Source organism: Micromonospora parathelypteridis (assembly GCF_014201145.1).
Lineage (GTDB): Bacteria > Actinomycetota > Actinomycetes > Mycobacteriales > Micromonosporaceae > Micromonospora > Micromonospora parathelypteridis.
On sequence record NZ_JACHDP010000001.1, the window covers coordinates 5,218,658 to 5,235,493 of the forward strand.

The window sequence follows — 16,836 nt, forward strand, 5'->3', positions numbered from 1 at the left end:
GGTGCGGTGGGCGGCCCGACTCCTCGGGCCGCCCACCGCGTTCACCACTGCGCCGGAGGCGGGGGCGGCGACACGGGTGGCCGGTCGTCGCAGGTGATGGTGTTGGGCAGCAGCCACGGAGCGAGCCACCCGCCGTCGTTACCGCCGAGGTCGGTCAGGGTGAACTCCGAACCCGCCGGGGTGAAGTGGAACGAGCCGCAGTTGTTGACCCCGACCGCGCCCACGTTGCGGGCGTCCACGTTGGCGAACGAGGCGGACCCCGCCGAGCGGGCGCTGACCACCGAGGTGCCGGTGCCGTCGACCCGGATGTTTCGGAACCGCACGTTGGAGATCGAGTAGAGGTCCTTCACCGGCCAGTCGCTGACCAGCATGATCGCGTTGTAGGTGTTGTCGAGGTACGCGTCGCCGGTCACCTCGATGGCCGCGTCGATGCTCCGGTCCAGGGCGAAGATCCAGATCGCGCCCAGCCCGATGTTCCAGTTCAACTCGTAGGTGCCCGCACGGGCGGTGGTGTTGTTGGTGATCCGTAGGTGCCCGGTGAACGGCTCCGCGCCGAAACGGGCACCGGCGTGGATGCCGCTGCCCTCGCGGACGGGATCGGCGATGAGGTTGTGCGAGACGGTGGTGTCCGTGCCGCCGTAGATGGCGATGCCGTTGGCCAGGGTCGGTGACTGCACGGTGTTGTGGTCGAACGTGTTCCGCGCGTTGGCCGTCTTCTCCGACCACATCGCCAGGCCGTCGTCGCCGGTGTTGCGGACGAAGTTGTGCGCGACGACGGAGTCGGTCACACCGGTGTGGAAGTTGAGCGCGTCGGCGATCTGGTCGACGATGATGTTGTTGGTGACGCGGACGTTCCTCATCGGTCCGTCGAACCACAGGCCGGCCTTGGTGTGCCGCACGTGAAGCCCGTCGATGGTCGAGTCGCTCATCGCGCCGCCGATGGCGTTGACCTGGTCGGTGTCGATGCGCTCCCGCACGTCTCCCTCGATGGCGAAGTCGGAGAGGTGAACGTTGCGGCTGCCGCCGTCGGCGGCGTCCCGGCCGTAGAACCCGACGCCGGTGTGCACCGAGCCGTCCGGTGCGGGCGTCGGCAGGGCGACCTCGCGGCCCTTGAAGATGGTGTACCAGTTGCCGGCGCCCTCGATGGTCACGTCGTCGACGATGACGTGCCGGTTGACCTGGTAGGTGCCCGGCGGGACGTACACCTTCAGGTGGGTGCGCCGGGCGAAGGCGATGGCCCGGTCCAGGGCGTCGGCGGAGTCCCGCCGGCCGGTGGGGTCGGCGCCGAAGGCGAGCACGTTCGCCGCGAGCAGCCGAATGCGCGGCGGCGCGACCAACTCGGAGTCGAGCAGGTCGATGACCGTCCAGGCTGCGGCGCTGCCGGGCGGCGCGGTGAGGCGGATCTTGTCACCGGCCCGGTAGGTGCGGCCGAGCAGGAGCCGCTGTTCGTCGTAGAAGTGGGTGGGCCTGAACGGCGTGCTGATGCTCGGGTACGGGGTGGTGGCCGACGGCACGCACTGGCACTCGGTGATCCACCAGTCCGGGTGCAGCAGCCCGGCCTGGGGGTCGTTGGAGAACGGGTACTGGTTGTAGAGCCACGAGTACTGCGACGTCAGCGTCATGGTGCGTGCGTTCTTGCCGTTGACCGTCACCCGTAGCGGCGCGGTGATCCCACCGCCCTGTGGCGCGTCCGGGATGCTGTACCGCACGGTGATCCCGTTGGCCGCGCTGGGCAGGACGAACTCGACGTACTCGCCGGGGGTGAGCCGGACGGCCCGGCGGCCGGAGGCCTCGGCGGGCAGCGTGTAGGCGGACCGGTCGGGCCCGATGATCTCGCCGGTGGTGCGGGCGTTCTCCGCTTCCTGCTCGACGAAGTCGACGTCCGCGCCGCGTCCGGCGACCAACGCCGGATCGAGGGCGGCCCGGGTGACGACCGGCGCCGCGCCGGAGGACGCGGGTGGGCCGGCGACGGCCACGGTGGGGCCGAGGAGCAGCACGGTGAGGCCGGTCGCGAGCGCGGCCCCGGTGGCCGCCGGCCGGCCGGGGCGTCCCCGCGCCGGCATGATGGCACGAAACATCGGTGACCCTCCTCAGTGGGTGGTGGTGGGAGGTCCGCCCGGCGCCCCCGACGCCCGACATTGATCGTCATGATGCCAGCACCGAACACTGCGTTGCAAGACCGCAATCGAACAGCGAAAAGAAGCGACAATCAGTCCGCAAGAAATGGACGATTGTCGACTTCGGGTATTGCGCGTCGCGTGCCCACCGCCAGCTCACGCCCGGCGTAGGCTGGTCCGCGTGGATCAAGAAGACCGGATCGCCCTTTTCCTCGACTACGAAAACCTCGCGTTGGGCGCTCGCGACCACCGTGGCGGCGCGGCCTTCGACTTCCGGCCCATCGCCGACGCGCTGGCCGAACGAGGTCGGGTGGTCGTCCGACGGGCGTACGCCGACTGGTCCTACTTCGACGAGGACCGCCGGATGCTCACCCGGTCCCACGTCGAGCTGATCGAGATCCCGCAGCGGATGGGGGCCTCCCGCAAGAACGCCGCGGACATCAAGATGGCCGTCGACGCGATCGAGTTGGCGTTCGAGCGCGACTACATCTCCACGTTCGTGATCTGCAGTGGCGACAGCGACTTCACCCCGCTGGTGCACAAGCTGCGCGAGCTGAACAAGCGGGTCATCGGGGTCGGGGTCGAGGGGTCGACGTCCGCGCTGCTCCCGCCGGCCTGCGACGAGTTCCTCTACTACGACCGGCTGGAGGGTGTGGACATCCCGCCGACCCGCAGCCGGCGCGGACGCCCGACCCGGCAGGCCGGCCCGGACGTTCGCCCGCCCGAGCCGGAGATCGAGCGGGAACCGGAGCCGGAGGTGGACCGGCGACCCGTCGGCGAGGAGCCCGAACGGGACGTGGACGCGCTCGCCGTGCTGGTTGCCCAGACGGTGGCCGGACTGCAGGGCAGCGCCAACGGCGAGGTCACCGCCTCCCGGCTCAAGCGCACCCTGCTGCGCAAGGACCCGACGTTCAGCGAGTCCGACTACGGTTTCCGCACCTTCGGCGAACTGCTGCGGCACCTCGCCGAGCACAACGTGATCGAGTTGGCCGAAGGCCCCGCGAAGGGTGATCCCGAGGTCTCGCTGCCCGAGCACGGCGACCGGGAGGTGGCGTTCGGTCTGCTCCGTGGTGTGGTGGCGGACCTCGGCAGCAGCGGCAACCCGGTGGCGCTGTCCGGTCTGAAGAACCAGTTGCGCCGGGCCCGACCCGACTTCAGCGAGAAGAAGCTCGGCTACCGCAGCTTTCTCCAGTTCTGCAAGGCCGCCGCCACGGGTGGCGTAGTCGACCTCCGCTGGAGCCCCGAAGCCGACGACTACCTGCTGACCATCCAGGGGTAGGCCAGCTCGGCCATCGACCGCTGTCGAGCGGGAGTGCCGGAACTGCCCATAGGGTGGGCGGTGGGGCGACCCCGAGGGCGAGGTGAGGGTCGGCATGTCGGGACGTGGCGAATGGACGCTCGTCGGCCGCGACGACGAGCTGAAGACCATCGAGGCCGTCGTGTCGGCACAGCTGCCCGGGTTGGTCCTGGTCGGTGACGCCGGGGTGGGCAAGACTCGGCTGCTTCGGGAGGCGCTCGCCCGGGCTGCCCAGGACGAGGTGGAGTGTCACTGGGTCTCCGCGACGGGAGCGGCCCGGTCCATCCCGTTCGGCGCGGTCTCCCACCTGATCCCCGCGCAGACCCGACCTCGTGCGGACCCGGTGGGGCTGGTCGTCAGCGTGGAGCGCGACTTCGCCCGGCGTGGCGGCGGCCGGCCGGTGATGATCGGCATCGACGACGCGCACCTGCTGGACGAGCCCTCGGCAGGGCTGCTGCACCAACTCGCCGTGCACGGCCTGGCGACCGCGGTGGCGACGGTCCGGGCAGGCGAGCCGCTCTCCGATGCCCTCACCTCGCTGTGGGCGGGTTCCGGCCGGCGACTGGACGTACGCCCGCTGCCGGCCACCGCAGTGGATCACCTGCTCGAGGAGGCCGCGCCCGGTCCGCTCGACGCGATCAGCCGCCGCCGGCTACGGCACCTCGCCGACGGCAATCCGCTGCTGCTGCGGGAGTTGCTGGCCGACGCGATGGACACCGGTGGGTTACGCGAGTCGCGGGGGGTCTGGCGCTGGCGCGGAACCGGGTCGGGCAGTCCTCGGCTGGCCGAGCTGGTCAGTGCCCGGCTGCGAGCCCTGGAGCCGGCCGCCCGCCAGGTGCTGGAGGTGGTGGCCTGCGGCGAACCGCTCTCCCTGGCCCTGCTCGAACGGTTCACCGACCCGGTCGCCATCGAGGCCGCCGAACGCAGCGGGATGGTCGTCGCGGAACGCTCCGGTGCCCGTACGGCGCTGCGGATGGCCCACCCGCTCTACGGGGAGGCGCTGCGCGCCAGCATGCCGGCCAGTCGGTCCCGCACCGTGTTCGGGCAGCTCGCTGACGTGCTGGCGAGGATGCCGCTGCGCCGGCGTGACGACGCGCTGGTCGCCGGGGTGTGGCAACTGCGCTCGGGTAGCGTCCGGCATCCGGGCATCGCGCTGGCCGCTGCCCGCCAGGCGATCGACCGGTTCGACATCGACCTGGCCGAACGGTTGGCCCGCACGGCGTACGACGCGGGACAGGGCTGGGAAGCGCAGTGGCTGCTGGCCCGGGTGTTGCAGTACCAGGCGCGCAGCCAGGAGGCATTCGACATGCTTCCGCCGGCCCCACCACCAGGCAGCAAACGTCTCGCCATCTGGGCGATCACCCGCGCCGGGCTGCTCTACTGGGGCCTGGACCGGATCGACGAGGCGCACGAGACGCTGCGAATGGTGCCGGCGGATTCGCCGGGCCACGACCTGGCCGAGGCCACCCGGTCGTGGGTGCTGTTCTACGACGGCCGGTGCGAGGCGGCACTGGCCGTCGGGCAGGCCGTGCTGGCCCGGCCCGACACCGGCGTACGGGCGGCCAGTTGGGCGACCATGGGCGCGGCCTCGGCAGCCGGGATGCTCGGTCGGCTCGGGCTCGCCGCCGAGCTGGCGGAGCGGGGCCGTGCGGTGCTCGCCGCCGAACCCGAGCGTCTGCCGTGGAACGAAGCCCAGGTCGGGTTGGGGCTCTGCTACGCCCGGTACGCGGCCGGCGAGCTGGCCGGGGCCGCCGAGCTGGCCGATCAGGGCTATCGCGCGGCGGTCGGCAGCGACGCGCGAGGGATGGTCGCCGTGTGGGCGGGATTCCGGGGAATCATCGCCAAGGCGCAGGGTCGGCTCGACGCCGCCGAGGCCGATCTGCGGGAGGCCATCGCACTGGTCGAGGAGAACGACCAGTACCACCTGGTGCGGACGTACTGGGCCGAGCTGGCGGGCGTCCGCGCTCTCGCCGGTGACCTGCCCGGCGCTCGCCGCTGGCTGGCCGCAGCCGACGCACGGGAGCGGACCGCCAATCGGATCTTCCATCCGTGGGTGGAGCTGAATCGAGCCTGGGTGGACGCGGCCGAGGGCGATCTCACCGCCGCGATCCGTACCGCCCGGCACGCCGCCGACCTGGCGCGGGGCAGTGAGCAGCCGACCATCGAGGCGGTGGCGCTCTACGAGTGCGCGCGGCTGGGCGCGCCGGAGTCGGTACTGGACCGACTGACCGCTCTCGCGGACCGGCTCGGTGGCCTGGCGTCGACGCTCGCCAGCGCGGCCGACGGTCTGGTCCGCGATGACGGACCGGCACTGGAGACGGCCGCGGGCGCGCTCATCGTCCGTGGGCACACCCTGCTCGCCGCCGAGGCGCTCGGCGCCGCCGCCCGGGCGTACGCGCGGCGCGGCCGGCCCCGCGTGGCGGTCGCGCAGCGGGCCGCGACCCTGGCCCGGGACTGCCGGGCGGTCCGGACGCCGCTGCTCACCGCGACCGCCCCCGGCGCCGAGCAGGCGACGCTGACCCGGCGGGAACGGGACGTGGCCCTGCTCGCGGTGACCCTGCCGAGCCGCAGCATCGCCGATCGGCTGGGGCTGTCGGTCAACACCGTCAACAACAACCTGGCCCGCGTCTTCACGAAGCTCGGCGTTCGCAACCGCCGGGAGCTGGCCCTGGTGCTCGGCCACGATCGGCCGGGGGCATCGGACAGGTCACCGGGTGCGTTTCATCCTCCACAGTAGGTAAGGGCGACTGATCTACCGGGTTACCGCGCGCCTGCCTACCGTGCGGTAACAACTACCGGCGCACCTCAGTCCCTGGAGGACGGCATGAGCCATGTGAATCCGAGTGGACCGCCAGGACCCCGACCCACAAGGTCGTTCCACGTCCACAATGCCCTCTTCGCCGCCGGGGTGGCGGTGGTGGTGGCCGTGGTCACCGCGGTGGTCGCCCCGGCCGCCGGCGGCGCCCCGGCCACCCCCGTCGCCGCCAGTCCGGAGCGGGCGTCGTACGACGCACCGCCGTGCACACGTGAGCTGGAGGGCACGATCTGGTTACTCGACCCGTGCGTCGAGCCGGGCGCGAAACTGCCGGCGGAGGTCGAGGCGCGGCTCGCGCACGTCCGAACCCAGAAGGCCGCCGCCGCTGCCGACTGCCCAGAGCCGACCGCGTCGCCGTCCGCCTCGACGTCGCCGACCCGGGCGACCCGGCCGCCCGTGACAGCCGAGCCGGTCGCGGTACGTGCTCCCGCCGCCACCGCGACCGCACCCACCTCGACAACGTCGCCCACCGCGACCGGGTCGCCCAGCTCGACGGCGTCGCCCACCGGCACGCCCTGCCCCTCCGGCAGCGCGTCCCCGTCCGGTAGCGCCTCCCCGTCCGGTAGTACGTCTCCGTCGGGTAGTTCTTCGCCGTCGGGCAGCGCGTCTCCGTCCGGCAGCGCCTCCCCGTCCGGTAGCGCGTCTCCGTCGGGCAGTTCTTCGCCGTCGGGTAGTGCGTCTCCGTCGGGTAGTTCTTCGCCGTCGGGTAGTGCGTCTCCGTCGGGCAGCTCTTCGCCGTCGGGTAGCGCGTCTCCGTCGGGCAGTTCTTCGCCGTCGGGTAGCGCGTCGCCGTCCGGCTCCGCGTCGCCCAGCGGCAGCGGTTCGCCGGAACCGACCGACCCGCCCAACCCGACCGACCCGCCCACCGGCGGACCGCCTTCGCCTCCACCCCCGCCGCCGACCGGCTGCCCGAACGTGGCCGGCAACCCCACCCTGGTGGACGCGAACAAGGACCGGATCCGCTGCCGTGAGGTGCAGACGGTCACGGACGACACGGTCCTCACCCTCACCGGCGACTCGATCAGTTCATCGCACCACCAGTTCGGCTTCGGCATCGGCCCCGGCTGCCCGCTGACCTCATTCGACGGCCGCGGCATGCCCGGCAACAACGGCGTCTACAGCTACGGCCGGCGCTACTTCGACATGAACGGCAGCATCGTCGACTACGACAACTACGCGCGCACCGGATACGGCACCGGTGACATCATCGCCGGACGCGCGGGCCCCGACGCCTGCGGCAACGCCTGGGGTCGGGTGGCCAGCCCGCTCGGCCTCGCCACCGCCCGGATCGCGAAGGCGAAGGCGGACGGGCACGACGCGTACCACGCCACCACCGGCGGCGTGAACAACACCAACTGGACCACCGTCCTGACCCGGCTGGCCATCTGTCGGGCGCTCGAGTTCGCGGGCGAGACCCTCAATCCGTACGGGGTGTTCCGCTTCGAGTGGGCGGCGGTCGGCGGTAAGCAGGGCATCGTCACCAACGGTGGTGGCTGCAACTTCTGGCTCGACCTGCCGGTCGGCGAGGACTACTACATCAACATCGGGGTGCCGCGCTACGACGGCCCGGCCCAGTACGCCGGCGTCACCGCCGACGCCACCACCATCGTCAACTCGCTGCTGGCCGCTGGCGCGGACAAGGTCGTCTGGATGCTGTACTACGACATCACCCCGGCCAACGTCGATGTCGGCCAGTACGCCTGGGCCAAGCTCAGGTCCCTTCTACCGACCGGGATGCAGTCCTACCTTCCGGCGGCCCCGGTGTCGACGTTGCAACCACTTATCGACCCGCTCTGGGTGGGCTCCGTGCGAGGCGTGATCAACGATCTCAACTGGGCCGTCCAACTCGGCGTCCCGTTCGACCCGGCCGTCCGGGTGGCGTTCCCGCCGCCGTTCACTCCGAGTGACCTCCAGATCACCCAGGAGGGTGGCTCTCCGCACCCCAGTCCTGCGGGCCAGGACAAGTTGGCCAATGCCCTGGCCGGTGTGCTGAACGGCATGTGATCGCGCCCTGATTCGTCGCTCAGGACGGGGAGGATCCGCCGTTGCGGGTCCTCCCCGTTAACGCTTAGGTCGAAGTGCGCCGGAATTGCGGCTATCACCCTACTTCGGGCCCACCTGCGACGTACCCCCGGCGCAGAATTTGCTATACGGTCGGCGAATGAAGGTCGAGGAGCATTGGTGGAACGGAGACACGACTCCGCGCGGGCGCCGGGACGTGTATATCCGTACTGACGGGCAGGGTTGGGAGGTCCGCGCCCAGATCGGTGGGGCGTCGGGTCGTGAGCGGGTGCAGCAGTGCCCTAGCCGGGCCTCGGCGGCCATCCTCGCCGACGCCTGGCGCGGCACGCACCCATCCTGGCGCGAGCTGAAGCAGCGCTGATCCGGCACCGGGCCGGGCCGGCAACGCTCCTGGGCTCCAGCCCGGTGCGCCCCCCCGACCGGCCCGGCGCTCGGTTCACCCCCTGCAGTGGAAACCTTCCGCTGCTCTCGACTGCTCGCCTTCAAGTGATCAAGGGATAGCGCATCCGTTTCGTGTCGCCGCCGTCAGGCCGGGTACACCGAGGCCGACCGGTCGTGCCCATGGAGGTCGCGCATGTCGCAGAGTCCCGACGAGGAGAACCCCAGGCTCGACGAGGAGGCCCGAGAGGCCGAGCGTCGGCTCGGCAAACTCACCAACTCGTCGGACGACGCGCTGACCGACGACGACGCCCGAGCGCCGGATGATGCCCCTTCCGAGCAGGACGCCGACTAGCGCCCGTCTTCCACCGGTGAACGCATGATCCGTCGGGTCTGAGAAGCTCACCTCCCGCCCTGGGCGGGCCTGCCCGGCGGTTCAAGCCGGACAGGCCCACGGTCGGCAGAGAGGGCTCAGCGCTTCAGGGTGAACGTGAAGTCACCGGAGAGCTTGCTGCTCAACCGGACTGCCGAAACGAGTTTCCCCTCCACGATCAGTCTCTCGACCTCGGCCCGTGAAAGACCGAAACCGTCAGCGATCAGTCGCACCGGCCGGACCGGGATCTGCGCCGCGAAGCGGACCGCGACGTCGACCGTCTCGCGGTCCAGGTGATCCGACCCGCCGGTGTCGAGACACCAGGCGTCGTCCCAGTCGAGGGCGATGTGATTACGGCGCTGCACGAGCGGGTTCTGGAGCAGCCTGGCGGTCAGTCCAGGGTCGTTGTGGTGCAGCCGGTCCAGCAGCCAGGGTCGTACGGAGCGCACGGTCACCCGCTCCAGGAGCGTGAGCTTGGCCGTTACCCCACAGGCGGTACAGCGCACGAGGAGCCAGACGTCGAGGAGCTTGTGGTTGGCGTTGACGCGGAATTTACCGCTTGGCCGGAAGCGCTCGGACGCGCACGCGTGGCAGCGACGGCAGACGAGCGGCAGGCAGGTGGGCACGACGGCCCAGTGTGTGAGCACAGAAGTACACCGATTTCAGTGAGAAGTCCGCAGCAAAAGGGAGCGCGGCGCACAGGCGCGACGCGCGACACATCAGCACTCGGGAGGTCTCACAGGGTGTACAACGGCACGTCCTTGCCTAGACGATCCGATTCCGTTGCACGGTAATGGCGCAGAGCGGCGCTACTCCACCGATTTTCGATCGCGCCGGTCAGGCGGTCGGGACCGGCAGCACCACGCCCTCGACCGCGGACCGGTGCGCCAACTCGATCAGCTCAACCGTGTCGACCGAGTCCCGTGGGTCCACCGGCATCGGCGCGCCCTCGCGCAGTGCCGTCGCCACCTGCGCGTAGAAGCTCTGGTACGCGCCGGGCTCGGTCGGCACCGACCGCAGGTCACCGTCGACGCCGAGCATGCCGTACCGCTCCGGCGGGACCTCGCCCCAGCCCGGCTGGTCCGGTCGGCCGCCGTCGTGGAGCGCCGCCTCCTGCACGTCCAGCCCGTAACTCGTGTACGCGGCCCGGTCGCCCAGCAACCGCAGTCGCGGCCCGAGCTGGGCGGTCACCGCGCTCATCCAGAGGTGCGAGTGGACCCCGCTGGTGTGCGTCAACGCCACGAACGCGTCGTCGTCGACCAGGGCGCCCGCGCGGCGACGGTCCACCTCCGCGTAGACCCGGTCGACCCGGCCGAAGAGCTGCACCGCCTGGTCGATGAGGTGCGCGCCGAGGTCGAACAGGGCGCCGCCGGCCTCCTCGGGGCCGGCCAGCTCCCGCCAGCCTGGCTTGATCGTCGGACGGAACCGCTCGAACCGGGACTCGAAGCGCAGCACCCGCCCCAACTCGCCCTGGTCCACCAGCCGGCGGGCGGTGCGGAAGTCGCCGTCCCAGCGCCGGTTCTGGAACACCGTCAGCGGCACCCCACGCTCGGTCGCCTCGGCGATGAGCGCGCGGCCCTCCGCGGCGGTCGGGGAGAGGGGCTTGTCGACGACGACCGGCAGCCCGGCGGCCAGCGCCGCCCTGGCCATCGGCACGTGATGCCGGTTCGGCGTCGCCACCACGACCAGGTCCAACGCGTCCGGCGTACGCCACAGCTCGTCGGCGTCGTCGACCAGGCGGGCGTCGGGGTGGTGCTGGTGGGCCTGCTCGCGCCGCTGCGGATCGCGGGTCACGATGGCGTCGAGCCGCAACCCGGGGGTCGCGGCGATCAGCGGTGCGTGGAACACCCGGCCCGCCAGCCCGTATCCCAGCAGACCGACCCGCAGCGCCTCCGCCATGCCGTACCCCTGTCTCCCCGGTCCGCGCTCCGACGTGGCGGCGGTACCGCTGGTCGAATCTACGCCCCGACGTCAGCCCGCCGCTGGTCAGCCCGCCGGGTCGCTGCGCAGGTAGGTGAGCACCGCGAGCACCCTTCGATTGGTGTCGTCGCTGGGCGGCAGGTCGAGTTTCAGCAGGATGTTGCCGACGTGCTTGCCGACCGCGGCCTCGCTGACGTGCAGGCGGGCGGCGATCGACGCGTTGGACCGGCCCTCCGCCAGCAGCGCCAGGACCTCGCGTTCACGGGCGGAGAGCGCGGCGAGCGGGTCGCGTGGCCGGTGCAGCAGTTGCCGGACCACGTCCGGGTCGATGGCGGTGCCGCCGGCCGCGACCCGGCGCAGCGTGTCGACGAACTCGGTGACCTCGGCGACCCGGTCCTTGAGCAGGTAGCCCACCCGCTGACCGTCGCCGCTGTCCAGCAGTGCCGCCGCGTACCCGGTCTGCACGTACTGGCTGAGCACCACGACCGGCAGGTGGGGCCGCTCGGCGCGTAACGCGACGGCCGCGCGGAGCCCGTCGTCGCGGCGGCCCGGCGGCATCCGGATGTCGGTCAGCACCAGGTCCGGTTCGTGTTCGCGGGCCGCGTCCAGCAGTTCGGGAGCGGAGCCGACGGCGGCGCACACCGCGAACTCGAAGCGGGTCAGCAGCGCGACCAGGCCCTCGCGGAGCAGCACCTCGTCCTCGGCGAGCACCACCCGCGTCACCGCCGGCACGGAAGCTCCACCCGGACCAGGGTAGGCCCGCCGGGCGGGCTGGCGAGCAACAGCCGGCCGTCGGCTGCGGCGACCCGGTCGGCGAGACCGGTCAGACCGGTGCCCCGGGCCGGGTCGGCCCCGCCGTGGCCGTTGTCGGACACCTCGACGACGAGGTCCCCGCCGGCCCGGGTGAGGCGCACCTCGGCACGCGTCGCCCTGGCGTGCCGGTCGACGTTGCCCAGCGCCTCGGACACCACGAAGTAGGCGGTGGTCTCCACGATCTCCGGCATTTCGCCGTGCAGGTCGGCGTGCACGGTGACCGGAATGGTGGCGGCGTCGGCCAGCTCGCGGACGGCGCCGGCCAGGCCGAGGTCGGTGAGGCTCTGCGGGCGAATGCCGTGTACCAGTTGCCGCAACATCACCATCAGGCCCCGGGCCTGGTCGTGCGCCACGGCGAGCGGCCGGGCCGCGGGGGAGTCCTCGGGTACGTCCAGCCGGGCCAGGCCCAGCTGAAGGGTGAGGCTGGTCAGTCGGGGTTGCGCGCCGTCGTGCAGGTCCCGCTCGATCCGGCGGCGTTCGGCCTCGTACGCGCCGACCAGCCGGGTGCGGGACCGGGCGACCTCGCGCAGCGCCGTCGCGTCGACCGGCCAGGCCAGCGCCCACCGGGCCACGGCGGCCTGGGCGGCGGCGAGCAGACCGGCCAGGTAGCAGAGGACCGGCAGAAGCAGCACAGCCACGATCGCGTACGGGATGGCTTCGCCGGTGGTTTCGATCGGGCGCCAGATCACGACCGGTCCGGCGTCGCCAACCAGCCAGGGGCTGGTGACCATGCCGAGGTCGAGCAGCACCAGTAGCAGGAAGACCCAGTACGCGACCGGCGCGAACCCACCCAGCCAGAACAGGTACGCCACCTCCCGCCAGGTCGCGGCGCTGCGGTAGCGGGCGACCAGGCCGGGCCACGGCGACGCGGGCAGCGGGCGGCTGTCCACGAGTCGCAGCCGCCACCGCTCGATGGCGGCCACCGGGAAGCTCACGATCGGCGCCAATGCCAGCAGGAAGAGGCTGCCGAGGGCCAGGAACAGCAGCAGCGCGATGCCCGGTGGCCGGCCATGCAGCAGCAGCGCGTTGACGGCGGCCAGCAGGGGTGCGCCGATGACGAGCAGCCCGCCGGCGAGCACGCCCGAGATCGGCACGGTGCTGGTGAGGTAGGCCAGCGTCCGCCACGGCCAGGCAGAGATCAGCCAGCTGCGGCGGCGCAACGCCTCGGCCAGGTGACGAGGGTGTTCCGGGGTCATGCCGCAGACGCTAATCGCGGCGGCCGGGTTGCCCCAGCCGTCCAGATCCACTCCTCGGGTATGCCCAGCCCTACCGTCGCCCGTCTCGACGGTCCGGGCCAAACGGGTGTGGTGGGGCCGAGAACGGGAAGAACGCGGCGCGCGTGACCTGTCCGGGCGGCGGCTGGAGAGACATGGGTGCCAGAACCTTCGTGGTTGTCGGCGGTACCAGCGGGCTCGGTCTCGCGGTGGCCCGGCTGCTGGTGGACGAGCACCACGTCGTGGTGTTCGGCAACGAGCCGGCCGAGGTCGCCGCGACGGCCGATGAGCTGGGTTGCGACGGGGCGGTCTGCGACATCTCCTCGTACGAGCAGGTCCGCGAGGGCTTCGCCGAGGTGGTGGAGCGCTACGGCACGATCGACGGGGTGGCGGCCTGCGCTTCGATGTGGGCGGGCGGTGAGCTGACGGACCTGTCGGCGGAGCACATCCGCCGAGCCGTGGAGATCAACGTCCTGGGCATCACGTACCTGCTGCGGGAGGTGGTGGGGCACCTGCACCGACAGGGGCACGGCAATGTCGTGTACATCGGCGCGTTGGCGCTGGCGGCTCCCCGGCCCGGCATCCCCGTCTACCGGGCCACCAAGAGCTACGGCAGCAGCCTGGTCGATTCGCTGGCCGAGGCCCAGCACAGCAACCGGGTCAAGGTGATGCAACTGCATCCCGGTCCGATGCCGACCCGGCTGCAGGAGCGGGTGGGGGCCGAATTCCTGGACGAGGTGTACGCCATGCCCGAACAGGTCGCCACCGAGGTCGTCCGGCTGCTGCTGCTCGAACCCGACGATCTCTACGTCTCCGGTGAGCGCGTCCTGCGCGCGGACGGGCGGTGGTGACGGCAGCGGCCGGACCCGACGACCGTCCGGCCTCGGCGTGGGCGCCGCTGCGGATCGCGGTCTATCGCAACCTGTGGCTGGCTCTGCTCGCCGCCAACATCGGCACCTGGATGCAGACGGTCGGCGCGCAATGGCTGCTGATCCACCACTCCAACGCCTCCACCCTGGTCGCGCTGGTCCAGACCGCCAGCCTGCTGCCGGTGCTGCTGCTGGCGTTGCCCGGCGGGGTGCTGGCCGACAACTTCGACCGCCGGCACCTGCTGATCGCCGTGCAGCTGTTCCTGGTGGCGGTGGCGGTGGCGTTGACGCTGCTCACCCTGACCAACCGGATGCCTCCCGCGCTGCTGCTCACCCTCACCTTCGCGTTCGGGGTCGGGCAGGCGCTCACCCTGCCGGCCTGGGCGGCGGTGATCCCGGAGCTGGTGCCACAGGAGCAGCTCCGGTCGGCGTCCGCGCTCGGCTCGATCAGCGTGAACATGGCGCGGGCGGTCGGGCCCGCGGCGGCGGGTGTGCTGATCGCCCGCATCGGCGTCGCGCCGGTCTTCGGTCTCAACGCCATCGCGTTCGCAATCTTCGCGTACGCGTTGTGGCGCTGGCGGCCCCGCAGCGCCCGCGCGGTCGAGGTGCCCGAGCGGTTCACCGCCGCGTTGCGGGCCGGCAGCCGGTACGTCCGCCACTCGCCGATCGTGCGCCGACTGTTGCGCCGCGCGCTGGTGTTCGTGGTTCCGGCCAGCGCGCTGTGGGCGTTGCTGCCGTTGGTGGCCAACCGGCGCCTGGGGCTGGGCTCCGGCGGGTACGGGTTGTTGCTGGCCGCACTCGGCGTGGGTGCCATCGCCGGCGGTGTGCTGCTGGCGATGATCCGCACCCGGCTGTCGGCCAATCAGCTCCTGCTGATCGCCGGGGCGCTGTTCACCGTGGCGCTGACCGTGGTCGGCACCGTGCGGGTGGTGCCGCTGGTGCTGCTCGCCCTGCTGCCCGCCGGGATGGCCTGGGTGACGGTGCTGGCCAACGTCAACGCCGAGATGCAACTCTTCCTGCCCAGTTGGGTACGCGCCCGGGGCCTGGCCGTCTACCAGGTGTGCTTCGCGGGCGGGCAGGCGGTCGGCGCGCTCGTCTGGGGCCTGGTGGCCGACGTCGCCGGGCTGGTCCTGGCCTACCTCGCGGCGGCGGCGCTGATGCTGGTGGGCACCGTGACGAGTCGGATCTGGCCGTTGCCGAACCTGCGGTCGGTGAACCGCGAACCGGCGGCGTACTGGCCGCAACTGCACCTGGCGTACGAGCCGGACCCGGGGGTGGGGCCGGTGTTGGTGATGGTGCAGTACACCGTCCGGCCGGAGCGAACCCAGCCGTTCCTGGCGGCCATGGACCTGGTGCGCGGCGCGCGGCAGCGGACCGGCGCGATGCGCTGGGGGCTGTTCCGGCCGGCCGAGACGACGGACCGGTTCGTCGAGGTGTATCTGGTGCCGTCCTGGGGCGAGCACCTGCGCCAGCACGGCGGCCGGTTGACGGGCGAGGACCGCGAGGCCGAGGAACGGGCCCGGGAGCTGACCGACGGCGAGGTGGAGGTGCGACACCTGGTGCCCGCCGCCGCCGGCTCGGCGCTGTCCGACGACCGCGAGGCCGTGTGACCGGGCCGCCGCCGGTCGCGCGTCAACGCGGCGTAATGATCGCGCCGATCGGCGTAGCGGAAGCGTGAAAGCCCTGGCCGGTTGCGCGCGGGTCGAGGTGCGATGGCCTTCGGCGGGTCCGAGGTACGGGCCGTCGCCTTCGCCGGAGGCGTGCAGTGGTTGTCCATTGGGAGCAGAAGACCACGGTGGTCGGCGGGTCGACCCCGACCGGGGTGAGTGTGGCGTTCGGCTGGGTGGTGATGATCGGTGCCGCCCTGCTCGCCGGGGCACTCTTCTCCTCGGCCGAGCTGCCAGCCCGGACGTTGGTCATGTGCCTTGCCGCCGGGGGGTACGCCGCGGTGGTGGCCGATCTGCGCGCGGTGATCGCGGTGACCGGGCTGGGCATGGCGACCTTCGTCGGCTTCCTGGCCCACCGCTTCGGTGACCTGAACGCCGGCGGGGACGCCTGGTCGTACGCCATGGTGATCGCCTTCGCCGCCACCCTCGGGGCAGGTTACCGCTGGCTGCGGTCGGTGGCCGCGAACGCCGACTGACCGGCGTCACGACCGGTGGCGGGCGGCCCGTGACAGGGCAGCGCCCGGCGTACGGCGTACGCCCTCGTTGTTAGGATGGCCGCACCATGGCGAGTGAGCGCAAGGCGACCGCGGACCCGGCCCGCAGTCTGGCCATCCTGTGGCGCACCCGGGAGCCGACCAGCCGCAGCGCCGGGCCGGGGCTCAGCGTCGACCGGATCGTCCGGGCCGCGATCGACATCGCCGACGCCGAAGGTCTCGACGCGCTGACCATGCGCCGGGTCGGCGAGGCGCTGGGTGTCGGCACGATGTCGGTCTACACCTACGTTCCGGGTAAGGCCGAGCTGGTCGACGTCATGATCGACACCGTGTACGGCGAGATGCCACGCCCCGCCGTCGAGGGAGACTGGCGGGTCCGGCTGGAGCGGGTCGCCCGCGACAATCTGGTGCTCTACCAGCAGCATCCCTGGATGTTGCGGGCCGAGACGACCCGGCCCGTGCTCGGCCCCTACCTGGTGGCCAAGTACGACCACGAGCTCGGCGCGGTCGTCGACATCGGGCTCACCGACGTCGAGATGGACGCGGTGCTCACGCTCGTCCTCGGCCACGTGAAGAGCGCGGCGCGGGCCGCCTCCGAGGTGGTCGACCTGGAGCGTGCGACCGGTATGACGGACGGCCAGTGGTGGCAGTCGCACGCGCCCTGGCTGGAGACGTTCATGACGGCCGGCAACTACCCGACCGCCTCCCGGGTCGGCACCGCGGCCGGTCAGCAGCACGGCGCCGCGTACGACCCGGAGTACGCCTTCGAGTTCGGCCTGCAACGCGTCCTCGACGGGATCTCGGTGGTGGTCGCCGAGCGGGCGACCTCCGGGTAGCTCGCGCTACCGCCAGCCGCG

General features: G+C 71.9%; 15 protein-coding genes. 9 read left to right on the forward strand and 6 right to left on the reverse strand.

Features of this window, described 5'->3' with window-relative positions; translation table 11 throughout:
* Positions 1 to 41 precede the first annotated feature (41 nt).
* A complete protein-coding gene (locus tag HNR20_RS23660) occupies positions 42 to 2,078 on the reverse strand; it encodes a glycosyl hydrolase family 28-related protein (protein ID WP_229687360.1) in 2,037 nt (678 codons plus the stop codon).
* 220 nt (positions 2,079 to 2,298) lie between these two features.
* On the opposite strand from HNR20_RS23660, the gene HNR20_RS23665 reads away from it, so the two are divergent.
* Together HNR20_RS23665 and HNR20_RS23670 are read left to right on the forward strand one after the other, a co-directional pair.
* Positions 2,299 to 3,396 carry an NYN domain-containing protein gene (locus tag HNR20_RS23665; protein ID WP_184183731.1) on the forward strand — a complete coding sequence of 366 codons (1,098 nt, stop codon included), beginning with the start codon at positions 2,299 to 2,301 and terminating at the stop codon, positions 3,394 to 3,396.
* A 94-nt stretch (positions 3,397 to 3,490) separates the two neighbouring features.
* Positions 3,491 to 6,151 (forward strand): AAA family ATPase, encoded by a 2,661-nt coding sequence (locus HNR20_RS23670; protein ID WP_184183734.1) that lies wholly within the window; start codon positions 3,491 to 3,493, stop codon positions 6,149 to 6,151.
* Positions 6,152 to 6,219: 68 nt separating this feature from the next.
* Here HNR20_RS23670 and HNR20_RS23675 read toward each other — a convergent pair whose 3' ends face one another.
* Entirely contained in the window at positions 6,220 to 7,095 is an 876-nt protein-coding gene (locus HNR20_RS23675; RefSeq protein WP_184183737.1) for a collagen-like domain-containing protein, read from the reverse strand.
* Between the two features lie 49 nt (positions 7,096 to 7,144).
* Here HNR20_RS23675 and HNR20_RS23680 point away from each other — a divergent pair, with 49 nt between their 5' ends.
* The 3 genes from HNR20_RS23680 to HNR20_RS23690 all read left to right on the forward strand — a co-directional run bounded on the left by HNR20_RS23680 (position 7,145) and on the right by HNR20_RS23690 (position 8,984).
* Entirely contained in the window at positions 7,145 to 8,233 is a 1,089-nt protein-coding gene (locus HNR20_RS23680; RefSeq protein ID WP_184183740.1) for a hypothetical protein, read from the forward strand.
* Positions 8,234 to 8,390: 157 nt separating this feature from the next.
* Positions 8,391 to 8,612 carry a hypothetical protein gene (locus tag HNR20_RS23685; RefSeq protein ID WP_030335934.1) on the forward strand — a complete coding sequence of 74 codons (222 nt, stop codon included), beginning with the start codon at positions 8,391 to 8,393 and terminating at the stop codon, positions 8,610 to 8,612.
* Positions 8,613 to 8,825: 213 nt separating this feature from the next.
* Entirely contained in the window at positions 8,826 to 8,984 is a 159-nt protein-coding gene (locus HNR20_RS23690; RefSeq protein ID WP_184183743.1) for a hypothetical protein, read from the forward strand.
* 116 nt (positions 8,985 to 9,100) lie between these two features.
* On the opposite strand, the gene HNR20_RS23695 is transcribed toward HNR20_RS23690, so the two are convergent.
* From HNR20_RS23695 to HNR20_RS23710, 4 genes are all read right to left on the reverse strand, one after another.
* Positions 9,101 to 9,649 (reverse strand): DUF1062 domain-containing protein, encoded by a 549-nt coding sequence (locus HNR20_RS23695; protein ID WP_184183745.1) that lies wholly within the window; start codon positions 9,647 to 9,649, stop codon positions 9,101 to 9,103.
* Positions 9,650 to 9,839: 190 nt separating this feature from the next.
* Positions 9,840 to 10,901, reverse strand: coding sequence for a Gfo/Idh/MocA family oxidoreductase (locus HNR20_RS23700; protein ID WP_184183748.1), 1,062 nt, complete (start codon positions 10,899 to 10,901; stop codon positions 9,840 to 9,842).
* A gap of 87 nt (positions 10,902 to 10,988) precedes the next feature.
* Positions 10,989 to 11,654 (reverse strand): response regulator transcription factor, encoded by a 666-nt coding sequence (locus tag HNR20_RS23705; RefSeq protein WP_184183751.1) that lies wholly within the window; start codon positions 11,652 to 11,654, stop codon positions 10,989 to 10,991.
* On the reverse strand, positions 11,642 to 12,931 hold the full coding sequence (locus HNR20_RS23710) for a sensor histidine kinase (RefSeq protein WP_184183754.1): 1,290 nt from the start codon (positions 12,929 to 12,931) through the stop codon (positions 11,642 to 11,644). The genes HNR20_RS23705 and HNR20_RS23710 overlap by 13 nt, the downstream gene beginning before the upstream one ends.
* 173 nt (positions 12,932 to 13,104) lie before the next feature.
* On the opposite strand from HNR20_RS23710, the gene HNR20_RS23715 reads away from it, so the two are divergent.
* The 4 genes from HNR20_RS23715 to HNR20_RS23730 all read left to right on the forward strand — a co-directional run bounded on the left by HNR20_RS23715 (position 13,105) and on the right by HNR20_RS23730 (position 16,815).
* Positions 13,105 to 13,800 (forward strand): SDR family NAD(P)-dependent oxidoreductase, encoded by a 696-nt coding sequence (locus HNR20_RS23715; protein ID WP_184183757.1) that lies wholly within the window; start codon positions 13,105 to 13,107, stop codon positions 13,798 to 13,800.
* Positions 13,794 to 15,428 carry an MFS transporter gene (locus HNR20_RS23720; protein WP_184183760.1) on the forward strand — a complete coding sequence of 545 codons (1,635 nt, stop codon included), beginning with the start codon at positions 13,794 to 13,796 and terminating at the stop codon, positions 15,426 to 15,428. The genes HNR20_RS23715 and HNR20_RS23720 overlap by 7 nt, the downstream gene beginning before the upstream one ends.
* Positions 15,429 to 15,583: 155 nt before the next feature.
* On the forward strand, positions 15,584 to 15,961 hold the full coding sequence (locus tag HNR20_RS23725; RefSeq protein ID WP_184183763.1) for a hypothetical protein: 378 nt from the start codon (positions 15,584 to 15,586) through the stop codon (positions 15,959 to 15,961).
* 86 nt (positions 15,962 to 16,047) lie between these two features.
* Positions 16,048 to 16,815, forward strand: a complete 768-nt coding sequence (locus tag HNR20_RS23730) for a TetR/AcrR family transcriptional regulator (protein WP_184183767.1) — start codon at positions 16,048 to 16,050, stop codon at positions 16,813 to 16,815.
* Positions 16,816 to 16,836 lie beyond the last annotated feature (21 nt).